Consider the following 13,898-nt stretch of genomic DNA (forward strand, 5'->3'; position numbering starts at 1 on the left):
GAAATCTCGATCTCGTTCTGGTCTGAGGAGTGTATAATCTAATCGATTTAAAAGCGCTAGAGTGCGGCGCAATAAAATGGATTTCGCTCGTGCAGAATTGCGCTTTTAGAATTTGTCGCGCAAGGCATACCAGCTGAGCGCAAGGAACAAAAGCACCGAGCGGAACCGCTGCCCGCCGGGAAAGGCCGGGATGTCCAGATCACGGAAAAGATCGAGGTCTGAGCGGTTTCCGGTAACCAGGTCGGCATAGAGCTTGCCACAGTAGTTTGACAGCATGACGCCATGGCCGGAATAACCGCCGATCGATGTGACGCCGGGCATGACCTCGCGCACGAAGGGTTGGCGCGGCATGGTGATGCCGACGGAGCCGCCCCAGGCATGCGTCATCTCGATATTTTCCAGCGACGGATAAATCTCGCTGATCTGCCGGCGGATATGGTCGGAAATGTCGCGCGGATTGTCCGCCGTATATGCCTCGCGGCCGCCGAACAGCAGCCGGCCGTCCTGCGACTTGCGGAAATAGCGCACGACGAAGCGCGAATCGGCAACCGCCTCGCCGCCGGGCAGGACATCGGGAAAATCGGTGAGGATTTTCGTGGCGCCGATGAAGGAGCGGATCGGCATGACATGACGCGCGGTCACCGGTTCGAGATTGCCGATATAACCGTTGCAGGCGATCAGCGCACGTTCGGCGCGGATCGTGCCCTTGTCTGTCTCGATACTGACCCGGCCACCGGCTTGGTTGATTTTCAGCGCCTTGGTCTGCTCGTGGAGTGAGGCACCTGCCAATGCGGCCTGCTTCGCCAGCCCGACCAGCAGTTTCATCGGCTGGATATGGCCGGTGCCGGTGTCGCGGATGCCGAACAGATAACGGTCAGACCCAAGTCGCGCGACGGTTTCGTCCCGCTCCATGAAGCTCTGGTGAGCGTAGCCGTATCGCGATGCGGCGATCTCGACGCTGTCGCGGTAGTCCTTCTCAAGACGTCTCTTGTGGCAGACGTTGAGTTGTCCCTTAACGTATTCGATATCGATGCCGTGCAAGGCAGAAAAATCGAGAAGATATTTCTTGGCGTCTTCGGCAAGATCGAACAGCGCCTTGGACCGCTCGAAACCGAGTGAATCCTCCAGCTCTTCCGGGGACCAGCGCTGGCCGGTGCCGAGCTGCCCGCCATTGCGGCCGGATGCGCCGTCGCCGAAGCGGCAGGCGTCGATCAGCGTCACGCGAACGCCCTTCAGGGCAAGATTATAGGCGGCCTGAAGGCCGGTGAAGCCGCCGCCGACGATCGCGACATCGGTGTCGATCGAACCGGAGAGTGCCGGATAGTCCGGCCGTTCCGGTACTTGTGCCTCATACCAGGAAATCCCGGGCGAGATCGGGCTTTGCCAGGGCATGGCCGCGCCTTTCCTGTCAGACATTGAGGAGCAGGTATTCGCGTTCCCAGGGGCTGATCACCTGCATGAAGGTTTCGAACTCGCCCCGCTTCACGCCGCCATAGATGGCGATGAATTCCGGGCTGAAGATCTCGGCGAGCGAAGGTTCCGATTCGAGCAGCGAGATGGCTTCCAGCAATCCTCGCGGCAGGTCGACCGTACCGCGATCCGCCGAAGCCTCTGCCGGCGGCGATGGCTCCAGCCCCTGCACGATGCCGAGATAGCCGCAGCCGAGCGAAGCGGCGAGCGCCAGATAGGGATTGGCGTCTGAACTCGGCAGCCGGTTTTCGACACGCCGGGCGGCAGGCTCTGACACGGGAACACGGAAAGCCGTCGTCCGGTTGTCGTAACCCCATGCATTGTTAACCGGCGCCGACATGTCCGGCGTCAGGCGGCGGTAGGAGTTCACATAGGGCGCCATCATCGACAGCGTCTTCGGCACGTATTTCTGCATGCCGCCGATGAAGGAGAAGAACTCTTTCGAGGCCGATCCATCCGCGTTTGAAAACAGGTTGCGCCCCGTATTGATCTCGACGATCGACTGATGGATATGCATGGCCGAGCCGGCCTGTCCTTGCATCGGCTTGGCCATGAAGGTCGCATATATGCCGTGCTTCAGCGCCGCCTCGCGGATCGTCCGCTTGAACATGAAGACCTGGTCGGCAAGCTCGATGGGATCGCCATGGCGAAGGTTGATTTCCAGCTGCGCCGGACCTTCTTCGTGGATCAGCGTGTCGATCTCCAGACCCTGCTTTTCCGAGAAATGATAGATGTCGTCGATGAGTTCGTCGAATTCGTTGACGCCCGCGATGGAATAGGCTTGTCCGCCCTGGATCGAGCGGCCGGAGCGGCCTTTGGGCGGATGCAGCGGATAGTCCGGATCGTCGTTCTTGGCGACGAGATAAAACTCGATCTCAGGCGCGACAACCGGCTTCCAGCCCTTCTTGCGATAAAGCTCCAGCACGTTCTTGAGAACGTTGCGCGGCGTATAGGGAACGTCTTCGCCTTGAGAGCCGGCAATGTCGCAGATAACCTGCGCCGTCGGGTCACTCTCCCAGGGGACGACAGAAAGGGTCGACAGATCGGGCACCAGCTTGATGTCGCTGTCGCGGCTGTCATAGCGGAATTCGCCGGTTTCCTCCGGGTACTCTCCCGAAATCGTATGGCGGTAGATCGCGGATGGCAGGGCCAGCGACGTATTGGACGTGAACTTGGAGGACGGCATCATCTTGCCGCGCGGCACGCCGGCGATATCGGGCGTGATGCATTCGATGTCCTCGATGCCGCGGATTTTCAGCCAATCGGCGGCCTCTTTCCAGGTCTTCACTCCTCTTGGAGCTTGCAGTGCGGCGGGTATTTTTACGCTCTTAACGGTCCTTGCAGTTGGTTGGGCAGCATTTCTTCTGACAGGCATAAATCACCGGTTTTGGGTTCGGATAGGTCATCATAGCCACAGTTTGGCAATTGGCTAGGGTGAAAACCGGGACTTTCCATCCCGTACAGGCTGTATTTGCGGTCATAGAGAAGGCGCGGCAATTGACTTTGACGCCGCCGCCTTCGAAAGGAAACGGAAACAGGAACGGATGTCTTGGCTGAGCAATATGACGTGGTGATAATCGGGGCAGGGGCCGCCGGCATGATGGCGGCGATCGAGGCGGGCAAGCGCGGCCGCCGTGTCGTCGTGCTCGATCACGCCAAGGCCCCCGGCGAGAAAATCCGCATTTCCGGTGGTGGGCGCTGCAACTTCACCAATATCCACGCGAGCCCGAAGAACTTCCTCTCCGCCAACCCGCATTTCTGCAAGTCGGCCCTGGCGCGCTATACGCCGCAGGATTTTGTAAGCCTTGTCGACAGCCACGGCATCGCCTGGCACGAAAAGACGCTTGGCCAGCTGTTTTGTGATGACAGCGCCAAGGATATCATCCGCATGCTTCTGACGGAGATGAAGGATGCCCGCGCGGTGCTGCGTCTGGGCGCGCAGATACAGTCGGTCGAAAAAACGCTTTCCGGATTTCGGGTCGTCACCGCGGACGGCATGATCGACTGTTCTTCCCTGGTCATCGCGAGCGGCGGCAAGTCGATCCCGAAGATGGGGGCGACGGGTTTCGCCTACAGGATTGCCGAACAATTCGGCCTGCCGCTGATCGAGACCCGCCCCGCGCTGGTGCCGTTGACTCTGGATCCGGCGCAACTGGAGAGCCTGAGTCTGCTTGCCGGCGTTGCCGTCGATGCCGAAGCGCGCTCGGGCAAGGCCGCGTTCGAGGAAGCGGTGCTGATCACCCATCGCGGCTTGAGCGGCCCAGCCATCCTGCAGATATCGTCCTATTGGCGTGAAGGCGGCGACATCCGTCTTGGCTTGTTGCCGCGCGTGGATATAGCTGCCCTCCTGAAGGCTGCGCGCCGGGAAAACGGACGTCAGGCTTTGCAGACGGCACTCGCAGAATCGTTGCCGAAGAGGTTGGCGCAGTTCTTTACCGAGACTGCCGGCTTCAGCAACCGGCCGCTCGCCGATCTCTCCGACAAGGGCATCGATGCCTTCTGTCTCGGCATCAAGGACTGGACCATCACTCCGGCCGGCTCGGAGGGCTACCGCACCGCGGAAGTGACACTCGGCGGTGTCGATACCAGGGCGCTCGATTCCCGCAGCATGCAGGCGCGGGATGTGCCCGGCCTCTATTTCATCGGCGAATGTGTCGATGTCACCGGCTGGCTCGGCGGGTATAACTTCCAATGGGCCTGGGCATCGGGCTTCTCCGCGGGGCAGACAGTATAACGGGCGCAAAAGACCCGGTTGGTCTTCAGTCATTGTTAAGACATCTGGCGGAACCTGTCTCATAAGCTGGCACAACGGCCTCGCGATGCGGAAAAGACGGTTCTTTTCGAAAAATGTTTCAGAAAAGTGACATTTTTTCTCTATTGCGAGCGGTTGCAACATGAAGTGGGCTGGCGGTCCGGATCATCCGGGTCTATTGTTGCTTTGGTCGAAAGGACATGATGCCATGAACCAGTCACGCAGCCGTTCCACAGCCCGCGCTATCGCCATTGCGAAAACTGACGAGAGCAACGCGCGAAAGTCTCTTCTGATCCGCGCGTCCGTGATCGCCGTTTGCGCCCTCGCAGCGCTCACGGCACTGCCTTCCTTCTGGTCCTTCTGACGCCCCAGATATTTCCTGAGTATAGCTGTCGCCGACGGCTTTGTGCCGGGCATTGAGCGGACGGCATTTTTTGCCCGTTTTGCGGGGCCGCGGTGTCGTTCTTTATCCTGTCTTCGCCCGCCGTGCCTGAAACGATTTAGGTCGCATTTATTCAAATATTAATCGTTGCCGTTGAAGAATGTGCTGCAACGGAGTCTGCCATGATCTTGCCTCGGAAACGCGGCGGGTCATGCAATGAATGCCTGGCAGGCTGGCGGCGATGCGCCGTATGGTTTTCGATCAAATCACCAGCTTGTTGACGCACCGGGGAAGCCTGTCAGGGCTCGAGGAGGGGCGATGCAGGCTGCGAGCCAAGGTGCGTTCATGTTCATCGACAAGATTCTTGCCCGCTTCAAAATCCAGACCAAGGTGCTGTTGTTCATCCTGCCCTTCGTCGTCAGCATCTGCGCCGTCGGTATCACCGGGCTCTATGCGTCCGGATTGCTGCAGGGCCGGATGGAAATATCGAACAGCGTTCTCCAGTCGCTGAGCGGCTTCAAGGATGTTTATGCCGGCATGAACAGTTTCCTTCAGAATACGTCGGAAGCAACCCGGCAGGCAGTTGTCGAGAAGCTGCAAGCGCAGCAGACCGTGCTGTCGGACACGCTGACGCAGGTGAATGACGAGGAAGGCCGCCGGCAGTTGCAGGAAGCCGTTGATGGAAGCACCAAGATCGGTGATCGCGTCGGCCAGCTCTGGACACTTTACGAACAAGAGGTCGCACTTCGCAAATCCATTTCTGCGAGCCTTGGAAGCTTGCTCGGCGAGCAGATGAAAGTGCTTGAGGAAGCAACCAAGATGGAACGTGTCGTCCGCAAGGACGAAGAGGCGGCAAAATCGATCCTGCGCGAAGCCGATCGGCTGACGTCGTCGAGCGATACACTCGTTGCCTTCATGTCAGCCTTTGCCAAGGCTGCGACGCCGGAAGACAAGATCAAGCTTGTCAGTTCCTCCTATGGCGACCTGACCAAGGTCCAGCGCAAGATCACATCGGGCCTGCCGGCAAACCAGAAGGCCGTCGCCGAAACCTTCAAGACGACGGTCGCCGAGATCAAGGCGCTGATCGACACAGGCGACCTCAGCGAGGACAATGCGACCGCGATCGGTCGCCTGGTTGCCCGCTTCCGACAGAACAGCATCCAGCTGCAAACCGCCGCCACCGTGAAGATGCGTGACGCCACCGCGACCTTCGGAAAACTGGACGGGCCTCTGGTCAAGGCCGGTGCCGTGCTGACCGACACGCGCAAGCTGGTCAATTCCGTCTATTCCATCCGCATTGCCGCCGCGAGTTTCCTTGAAAAATCCGACGAGGACGGCCGCAAGCGCCTTGCTCGCGAATTCTCGATCATGGGCCAGGACGTTCAGAGCCTGGCCGGGACTGCCGGCGATTTGAAATTCTTTTCGGATCTTGTGGGATCGCTGAATCCGATCATCGAAAAGATGAACACGGACAGCGCGGCTCTTGTCGATATCAGCAAGAAGCGCGGCGAAGAGTTTTCCGCCGCTGCTGCCGAAATCGATCACATCTGGGGCCAGCTGACGGCCTTTGCCGAAGGCCAGAAGACGACAGCTTCGGTCGAGCGCGACAAGGCCAACCAGGTTTCCGTATTCGCGACGGTCATCGGCATCCTGATCGCGCTTCTGGCCGGCGGCGCGCTGGTGCTGACGCTGAAAGGCCCGATCGGTCAGATCACCGCTGCCATGCGCCGTCTTGCCGATGGCGCGCTCGACACCTCGATCGACGGCGGCGCCCGCCGCGATGAAATCGGCGACATGGCCCGGGCGCTCGGCGTCTTCAAGGAAAATGCTCTTTCCAAAGTCCGCATCGAAGCGGAAAGCGAAGAGCAGCGTGCGCAGGCAGAAGCGGAACGCACACGCAACGACACAGAAAAGCGCGCGCTCGACAGCCAGATCGATTTCGCCGTCAGCCAGCTCGCCGCCGGTCTCGGCCGCCTGGCGAGAGGCGACCTGTCAGAACAGATCGAGACGCCGTTCACCGGCCGCCTCGAGCAGTTGCGCATGGACTTCAACGGTTCGCTGATCCGCCTGCAGGATACGCTGCTGCAGATCCGCAACAACGCCCTGTCGATCCAGCGCAGCGGCAACGACATGCATGCCTCGGCGGATTCGCTGTCGAAGCGCACCGAGGCGCAAGCGGCGTCGCTGGAGGAAACGGCGGCAGCTGTCGATGAGATCACCGTCACGGTTCGTTCGTCTGCCGAGCGGGCGCACGAGGCCAATGTCGCAGTCACCCACACCAAGAAGAGCGCCGACAGTTCCGCAGTCGTCGTCAGCAACGCCATTGCCGCCATGGGCCGCATCGAGGATGCGTCACGCCAGATCGAGCAGATCATCGAAGTCATCGACGAGATCGCCTTCCAGACCAATCTTCTGGCGCTCAATGCCGGTATCGAGGCCGCGCGTGCCGGCGATGCGGGCAAGGGGTTTGCCGTCGTTGCCCAGGAAGTGCGCGAACTGGCCCAGCGCTCCGCCGGCGCCGCCCGCGAGATCAAGGGATTGATCAACAAGTCGACCAACGAGGTGAATTCCGGTTCGCAACTGGTTCAGGAGACCGGCGCCGTGCTGGCCTCGATCAGCCAGCAGATCGTCTCCGTCAGCAACCATGTCGAAATGATCGCCACTGCCAGCCGCGATCAGGCCGCTGCCCTGCACGAGGTCAATGGTTCGGTCAACCAGATGGACCAGATGACCCAGCAGAACGCCATCATGGTCGATCAGGCGACCAACGCCAGCCGCGAACTTGCCAACCAGGCCGATACGCTGATGATGCTGGTCGAGCAGTTCCGCCTGGAGCCGGTCAGCACCGGGCGTCAGGCCAATCGCGCCGCCTGATCAACAATTGAAGACAACCTCGATGCCCGGTCCTCGCGCCGGGCATTTTTATTTCTATAAAATCGTAGCTGGATCGTATCGAAACCCCGGAAATTGCAAGGTTTTCTCACTGTTTTTTAAGCCTTCTAAATTAGAAAGATTATGACTCTTTTCCGTACGAAGGACATGCGATGTTCCGGCTTTTCCGATCCTCAGTCGTCTCCCAGCTTGTCGCTATCACGCTGGGGCTGATCTTTCTCAGCACCGCGACGATCGTCGGCGTCATGCACTATAATTTGCGCACGTATGTGATGGCGGATGCGACCATGGACGCCCGCGACGCGAGCCGCGCGATGGCGGTCCTCTACAGCATGAAGGTGCCGGATGCGACGATCGCGGTGAAGGACGGAACGCTCGCAAGCGTCACCGAAGACAAGATGGCAACGCTTCCCGACCACGATCTTGTCGACCGCACCGCCCAGACGATTGGCGGCGTGGCGACGATCTTCGAGAAACAGGGCAGCGACTACGTCCGCATTTCGACGAACGTGAAAAAGGAAAATGGCGACCGCGCCGTCGGCACCAAGCTTGCTGCCGACCATCCGGCGCAGGCATTCCTGGCCAAGGGCGAAGCCTATTACGGGCCGGCCGTGCTGTTCGGACGCGACTACATCACCGGTTATTTCCCGGTGAAAAACGCATCCGGCACCAATGTCGGCATGTTGTTCATCGGCATCCCCACAGAGGTTTACTTCAGTAAGATCAACTATTTGCAGTATCTGATCCTGGCGATTGGCATCGGTGTGATGATCGTCGTCGGCCTGCTGGCCTACGCCGCGATCCGTGCATCCATCCGGCCGCTCGGCATTCTGACAGGCTCGGTCGAGACCATTTCCTCCGGCAAGCTGGATATTTCCGTTCCCTATCTCGACAAGAAGGACGAGTTCGGCGGCATTGCCCGCGCGCTCGCCGTCTTCCGGGAAAATGCGCTGGCGAAGCGCCAGATGGAAATCGAAAGCGAAAATCGCCGCCTTGAAACGGACGAGGAGCGCGCTCGCCACGACCTTGAAAAGCGCGAAACAGATCGTGAGATCGATTTTGCCGTGAACGCCATTGCAGCCGGCCTCGGACGCCTCTCGCAGGGCGACCTCACACAGCAGATCGACACGCCGTTTACCGGTCGCCTCGAACAGCTGCGGACCGACTTCAACGGTTCGGTCACCCGTCTGCAGGAAACGCTCGTCCATATCCGCGACAATGCCCAGGCCATCCAGCACAACGGCAGCCGCATGCTGTCGTCGGCCGATGCGCTTTCCAAGCGCACTGAAGCGCAGGCCGCATCGCTGGAGGAAACCGCAGCCGCCGTCGAGGAGATCACGGTTACCGTCAAATCCTCGTCCGGACGGGCGCAGGAAACCAACCGCGCGGTTGCCGAAACCAAGAAAAGCGCCGACAGTTCGGCAAGCGTCGTCTCGAACGCGATTGCCGCCATGGGCCGGATCGAGGACGCGTCACGTCAGATCGAGCAGATTATCGAGGTCATCGACGACATCGCCTTCCAGACCAACCTTCTGGCGCTGAACGCCGGCATCGAGGCCGCACGCGCCGGCGATGCGGGCAAGGGTTTTGCGGTCGTTGCCCAGGAAGTGCGGGAATTGGCACAGCGTTCGGCCAATGCCGCCAAGGAGATCAAGACGCTGATCGACAAGTCGACCAGCGAAGTCAGCACCGGCTCGGCGCTGGTGCAGGAGACGGGTGCCGTACTCGCTTCGATCAGCAAGCAGATCGTCGCCATCAGCCAGCATGTCGAGATGATCGCTACCGCCAGCAGAGACCAGTCGGCGGCCCTGCAGGAGGTCAACGGTTCGGTCAACCAGATGGACCAGATGACCCAGCAGAATGCTTCCATGGTCGCCGAGACGACAAATGCCAGCCGCGAACTGGCAGGCGAGGCCGATATGCTGATGACGCTGGTGGAGCAGTTCCGGCTGGAGCAGGGCAATACTTCCCGCCAGATCAGCCGCGCCGCCTGAGCACTGACAGTCGAAAACGAGACAAAGACCCGGCGATCACCAAAGCGGTGGCCGCCGGGTCTCTTCTTTTGATGGATTATTGAATCCAGCGCAGGCAAAGCAGTCGCAGGCCCGCCGAAAGCCTGCCGGGGAGGCGGCTCCGGTTGCGCAGTTCTTCGAATTCATGCGTCTTGCGCGCGTCTTTCGACAGTATCTCCGCCAACAGCACTATTCCCATCATTTCCGGCATAGCAGGTCTCCTTCGGCAACAGAAAGCCGATGCCGGACCCGATGTCCTGCACTATCAACTTCCTTCAATCTGGGATGAGGAGGCGGCATGGCCGCGCTCCGTTCGCATTTTCAATCTATGCTTCGAAAATTCGTTTATAAACGGAAGAAACTGGTATATGTTTTTCATTGATGAAAGATATAACCTGGGATGCCTATCAGATATTTCTGGCTGTTGCGCGCCATGGCGGCCTGACTGGCGCGGCGCAGGCGAGCGGCCTCAGTCCGGCCACGGTCGGCCGCCGCGTCCTTGATCTCGAACAGGGGATCGGTCGGCAGCTCTTTCTGCGCAGCCAGACCGGCTACCGGTTGACCGCCGACGGGCAGGCACTGTTCGAGCAATTGCAGGCGATGGATGCGGTCGTCCGTAAGGTGGACGTCTGGCGGCAGGAGGCGCACGGTTCCTCCGTGGTGCGCCTGATGGCCGGCACCTGGGGCACATGGCTGATCTGCGAGAACATCCAGGCGATCCGCAGCGACCGTGACGGGTTCAGGCTCGATATGTCCGTTTCCGAGCGCCGGGCAACGCTTGCCCACCGTGAGCATGATATCGGCATCCGCGCGGTGGTGCCCGACGAGCCGCATCTTGCCCGTCGCCACGCAGGCGAGGTTGCCTATGCCGCCTATCGCCAGCGCAATGCACCGGACGGGCTGGCGGCCTCGTGGCTCGCCGTGTCCGATGAGGATGCGATATCGCCCTATTTGCGCTGGCCGCATGAGAATACAGGCGCGTCGATCGCCGTCATCGTCAGCCGGCCGCGTTCGTTGCTCGATCTGGCCCGCGCAGGCGCAGGGCAGGCGGTGCTGCCCTGTTTCGTCGGTGATCTCGATCCAGGGCTGGAGCGGGTCGGCGACGAGTTGAAGACCCTGCGCCACGCGCAATGGATCATCACCAACAGCGAGGATCGCCACCGCCGTGACATCCACACGGTTTCCGAACGGCTGTTCCGGCTGTTGAAAAGCCATTCCGACCTCATTGCCGGAAAGCGGCCGAGCCGCACGGTCTGACCTTCCATTGGTGAAGTCTGTTTCCTACGACACAGCCTGTCCGAGTGTTTTCCCTTAGAACAGACGGATCGCTTCGATCTGCCCTGAAGGGAATGCGCCATGCGGTTCAGCTTGCTCAACAATATCGCCGATACGATCTGGTGGGACAATCTGCGCGGCACCGACGATGCCGACATGATCGAGATCGGTTTCGGCAATGATACGGTCAGCGCCATGACCGGCGACGATGTTATTTGGGACAAGGACGGCGCCCAGAGTGAAGACATCTGGCTGGGCAGCGACGACAGGATTTTCGGCGATTATGGCAACGACCTGATCTTCGGCGGCTGGGGCTCGGACCTGATCAATGGTGGCATGGGTCGCGATACGCTCGACTATCGTTACAGCCGTGCCGCCGTGGTAGTCGACCTGATCAATGGGGAAGGCCGGGGCGGGGATGATTCCGCTTCCAAGGGAGACACGATCATCAGCATCGAGGAAGTCCATGGGTCGAGATTTGGGGACACGATGATCTCGAAGACCAACCAGAAACTGTTTGGCGACGAGGGCAATGACAGGCTGACGGGCGGCACGGCGTCATCGGAACTTTTCGGCGGCGCCGGCGACGACTATTTCGTCGTTCTCTCGGCCAGCAACAGCACCGAGGGTGGTGGCGGTTTCGATACGGTGGATTTTCATGGCCTGACCTATGGCGTGGCCATCGGCTACACCGCGACGCGGGCTGTTGCCAATGCGATCGGTGCGCGCTTGGCCGGCGCCGGCGGGGAAAAGGTTATCGGCACCAGCTTTGCCGACTATATCCATCTCGGAGCCCTGTCCTTTGACCCGCATGCGGTCAACGGCATGGAAGGGAATGACACGATTCGCGGCGGCGGTGGCGATGACGTCTTCAATGGCGGTATCGGGGACGACGTGCTTCTGGGAGGCTCCGGCAACGATACCCTGCATGGTGATGCAGGCAATGACAGACTTGAGGGAGAGTACGGCGACAATCGCATGTTCGGCGATGCAGGCAATGACATACTGATCGATGGTTATGGTACTGACGTCATGAATGGTGGTGCCGGGAACGACCGGCTGGAGGTGACTTTCGGCGAGGATGTGCTGACGGGCGGCGCCGGCGTTGATCTCTTCGTCTTCAACGACTCCACACAGTTCTACGCTAATCCTATCATCACCGATTTCAGCCGCACCTACGACAAGATCGATCTGTCTGCGATTGATTCTGTCCGCGGTGTCTCGGGAAACCAGACCTTCGTTTTTGATCGCACCGATTCCGGCTCCATCGGCACCGTGCATTCCGAGATCGTCGGCGACAAAACCATCATTACCACGGTGGTAGGCGAATCCTACGGCTATGTATCGGACATGGAAATCACGCTCAACGGCCGTTTCGTGCTGAGCGCCGTGGACTTCATCCTTTAACGCTTTGCCTCAACGGAAAACCCGGCGGACCTTGATCCGCCGGGTTTTCAGGGTCGCGGCCGCTCTTCCCTTCAGCCGCGTCCCTGCGTGACGATGACGGGGATCAGCAGGTCGCCCCAGTTGCCCTCGCCGCCGTGATGCCGGGCCGAGCGGACGAGTTCGACGGAAACGCCGGCATCCACCGCCTTCATGACGGCCTGGTTGAGCCGGTGCAGGTCGTTGGCGACCATGCGGATCATCGCCTGCTGTTCCGGTGTCATGGCCGAAGATTGTTCCTCGGCCCGTTCCTTGACGTGCGTCTTGATAGGGGTCTGGACTGTCATGGCATTTCTCCTCTTCTACGGGGTTCTTGAAAGGGCACTTCGGTCCCCTCCCGGCGTTCAGAACGGAGGGAGGGGAGTGTGTTACTCCGCCGCCGGGCGGAATTGCTCGTGTTCGGTCGATTCATGCATGGCAGTCGTCGAAGACTTGCCGCCGGATATCGCCATCGACACGGCGTCGAAATAACCGGTGCCGACTTCGCGCTGGTGCTTGGTCGCGGTGTACCCGTTGATCTCGGCGGCGAATTCCGCTTCCTGAAGCTCGGAATAGGCGGTCATCTGCCGGTCCTTGTAGCCGCGGGCAAGCTCGAACATGCCGAAGTTCAGCTGGTGGAAGCCGGCGAGCGTGATGAACTGGAACTTGTAGCCCATGGCGCCCAGCTCGCGCTGGAACTTGGCGATCGTCGCGTCATCGAGGTTTTTCTTCCAGTTGAACGACGGCGAGCAATTGTAGGCGAGCTTCTTGCCCGGATGGACCTTGTGTACCGCCTCGGCGAACTTGCGGGCCTGTTCGAGATCCGGCTTGCCGGTCTCCATCCAGATCAGGTCGCAAGAGGGTGCATAGGCGATGGCGCGGGCGATGCAGGGCTCGATGCCGTTCTTGACCTGGTAGAAGCCTTCCGTGGTCCGGCCGGCATCGTAATCGACGAAGGGCTGGTCGCGTTCGTCGATGTCCGAGGTCAGGAGCTTGGCTGCCTCGGCGTCCGTGCGGGCGATGATCAGGGTCGGCGTGCCCATGACGTCGGCGGCGAGACGCGCGGCGTTCAAGTTGCGGATGTGCGCGGCCGTCGGGATCAGAACCTTGCCGCCGAGATGGCCGCACTTCTTTTCCGATGCCAGCTGGTCCTCGTAATGGACGCCGGCAGCACCGGCCTCGATGAAGGCTTTCATGATCTCGAAGGCATTGAGCGGTCCGCCGAAACCAGCTTCCGCATCGGCGACGATCGGCGCAAACCAGGTATCGACCGAAAGGCCCTTGCCTTCCGAGGTTTCGATCTGGTCTGCACGCTGGAGCGTGCGGTTGATGCGCTTTGCAAGCTCCGGCGCGGCATTGGCCGGGTAAAGCGATTGGTCGGGATACATCGACGACGCGGTGTTCGCATCGGCTGCGACCTGCCAGCCGGAGAGGTAGATCGCCTTCAAGCCGGCGCGGACCTGCTGCATGGCCTGATTGCCCGTCATCGCACCCAGCGCATTGACGAAACCCTCCTCGTGGATCAGCTGCCACAGCCGGTTCGCACCCATTTCGGCAAGCGTATGCCGGATCTGGACGGAGCCGCGCAGACGCTTGACGTCATCCGCGGTGTAGGGGCGCTCGATACCGTCGAAACGGCCCTGTGGTGCACCGGGAACAATATTGTAAAAATCAGTCATAAGTATCCTCCTGC

The 13,898-nt window shown here is 60.3% G+C and carries 11 protein-coding genes; 6 read left to right on the plus strand and 5 right to left on the minus strand.

Annotated features, from left to right (window positions below; genetic code table 11):
• Positions 1–105: 105 nt before the first annotated feature.
• Together J2Z75_RS26805 and J2Z75_RS26810 are read right to left on the minus strand one after the other, a co-directional pair.
• Positions 106–1,392 (minus strand): NAD(P)/FAD-dependent oxidoreductase, encoded by a 1,287-nt coding sequence (locus J2Z75_RS26805; protein WP_209856715.1) that lies wholly within the window; start codon positions 1,390–1,392, stop codon positions 106–108.
• Between the two features lie 16 nt (positions 1,393–1,408).
• Entirely contained in the window at positions 1,409–2,845 is a 1,437-nt protein-coding gene (locus J2Z75_RS26810; RefSeq protein ID WP_209856717.1) for a glutamine synthetase family protein, read from the minus strand.
• Positions 2,846–3,019: 174 nt separating this feature from the next.
• Here J2Z75_RS26810 and J2Z75_RS26815 point away from each other — a divergent pair, with 174 nt between their 5' ends.
• The 4 genes from J2Z75_RS26815 to J2Z75_RS26830 all read left to right on the plus strand — a co-directional run bounded on the left by J2Z75_RS26815 (position 3,020) and on the right by J2Z75_RS26830 (position 9,490).
• Entirely contained in the window at positions 3,020–4,204 is a 1,185-nt protein-coding gene (locus tag J2Z75_RS26815; protein ID WP_209856719.1) for a BaiN/RdsA family NAD(P)/FAD-dependent oxidoreductase, read from the plus strand.
• Between the two features lie 226 nt (positions 4,205–4,430).
• A complete protein-coding gene (locus tag J2Z75_RS26820) occupies positions 4,431–4,586 on the plus strand; it encodes a hypothetical protein (protein WP_209856721.1) in 156 nt (51 codons plus the stop codon).
• Between the two features lie 363 nt (positions 4,587–4,949).
• Entirely contained in the window at positions 4,950–7,478 is a 2,529-nt protein-coding gene (locus tag J2Z75_RS26825; RefSeq protein ID WP_209856849.1) for a methyl-accepting chemotaxis protein, read from the plus strand.
• Between the two features lie 170 nt (positions 7,479–7,648).
• Complete coding sequence (locus J2Z75_RS26830) at positions 7,649–9,490, plus strand: methyl-accepting chemotaxis protein (protein ID WP_209856723.1); 1,842 nt, start codon at positions 7,649–7,651, stop codon at positions 9,488–9,490.
• A 76-nt stretch (positions 9,491–9,566) separates the two neighbouring features.
• Here the strand turns inward: J2Z75_RS26830 and J2Z75_RS26835 are convergent, their stop codons facing one another.
• On the minus strand, positions 9,567–9,719 hold the full coding sequence (locus J2Z75_RS26835; RefSeq protein WP_209856725.1) for a hypothetical protein: 153 nt from the start codon (positions 9,717–9,719) through the stop codon (positions 9,567–9,569).
• 170 nt (positions 9,720–9,889) lie between these two features.
• Here J2Z75_RS26835 and J2Z75_RS26840 point away from each other — a divergent pair, with 170 nt between their 5' ends.
• Both J2Z75_RS26840 and J2Z75_RS26845 read left to right on the plus strand, forming a co-directional pair.
• Entirely contained in the window at positions 9,890–10,765 is an 876-nt protein-coding gene (locus J2Z75_RS26840) for a LysR family transcriptional regulator (RefSeq protein ID WP_209856727.1), read from the plus strand.
• A gap of 99 nt (positions 10,766–10,864) precedes the next feature.
• The gene (locus J2Z75_RS26845; protein ID WP_209856729.1) at positions 10,865–12,190 is read left to right on the plus strand and encodes a calcium-binding protein; all 1,326 of its coding nucleotides are present in this window, start codon (positions 10,865–10,867) and stop codon (positions 12,188–12,190) included.
• Positions 12,191–12,261: 71 nt separating this feature from the next.
• Here the strand turns inward: J2Z75_RS26845 and J2Z75_RS26850 are convergent, their stop codons facing one another.
• Positions 12,262–12,513, minus strand: coding sequence for an SMc00767 family acetate metabolism repressor (locus tag J2Z75_RS26850; protein WP_037156405.1), 252 nt, complete (start codon positions 12,511–12,513; stop codon positions 12,262–12,264).
• An 81-nt stretch (positions 12,514–12,594) separates the two neighbouring features.
• Positions 12,595–13,884 (minus strand): isocitrate lyase, encoded by a 1,290-nt coding sequence (gene aceA, locus J2Z75_RS26855; protein WP_209856730.1) that lies wholly within the window; start codon positions 13,882–13,884, stop codon positions 12,595–12,597.
• Between the last annotated feature and the right edge of the window lie 14 nt (positions 13,885–13,898).

Origin of the sequence: Rhizobium herbae (assembly GCF_017873135.1) — a bacterium.
In the GTDB taxonomy this organism is placed as follows: domain Bacteria; phylum Pseudomonadota; class Alphaproteobacteria; order Rhizobiales; family Rhizobiaceae; genus Pararhizobium; species Pararhizobium herbae.

What these genes read in the sequence shown, in the direction of transcription:
- J2Z75_RS26830 (WP_209856723.1), top strand. Translation starts at nt 7,649, where the DNA reads ATGTTCCGGCTTTTCCGATCCTCAGTCGTCTCCCAGCTTGTCGCTATC.
- J2Z75_RS26825 (WP_209856849.1), top strand. Translation starts at nt 4,950, where the DNA reads ATGTTCATCGACAAGATTCTTGCCCGCTTCAAAATCCAGACCAAGGTG.
- J2Z75_RS26850 (WP_037156405.1), bottom strand. Translation starts at nt 12,513, where the DNA reads ATGACAGTCCAGACCCCTATCAAGACGCACGTCAAGGAACGGGCCGAG.
- J2Z75_RS26835 (WP_209856725.1), bottom strand. Translation starts at nt 9,719, where the DNA reads ATGCCGGAAATGATGGGAATAGTGCTGTTGGCGGAGATACTGTCGAAA.
- J2Z75_RS26845 (WP_209856729.1), top strand. Translation starts at nt 10,865, where the DNA reads ATGCGGTTCAGCTTGCTCAACAATATCGCCGATACGATCTGGTGGGAC.
- J2Z75_RS26840 (WP_209856727.1), top strand. Translation starts at nt 9,890, where the DNA reads ATGAAAGATATAACCTGGGATGCCTATCAGATATTTCTGGCTGTTGCG.
- J2Z75_RS26820 (WP_209856721.1), top strand. Translation starts at nt 4,431, where the DNA reads ATGAACCAGTCACGCAGCCGTTCCACAGCCCGCGCTATCGCCATTGCG.
- aceA (WP_209856730.1), bottom strand. Translation starts at nt 13,884, where the DNA reads ATGACTGATTTTTACAATATTGTTCCCGGTGCACCACAGGGCCGTTTC.
- J2Z75_RS26810 (WP_209856717.1), bottom strand. Translation starts at nt 2,845, where the DNA reads ATGCCTGTCAGAAGAAATGCTGCCCAACCAACTGCAAGGACCGTTAAG.
- J2Z75_RS26805 (WP_209856715.1), bottom strand. Translation starts at nt 1,392, where the DNA reads ATGCCCTGGCAAAGCCCGATCTCGCCCGGGATTTCCTGGTATGAGGCA.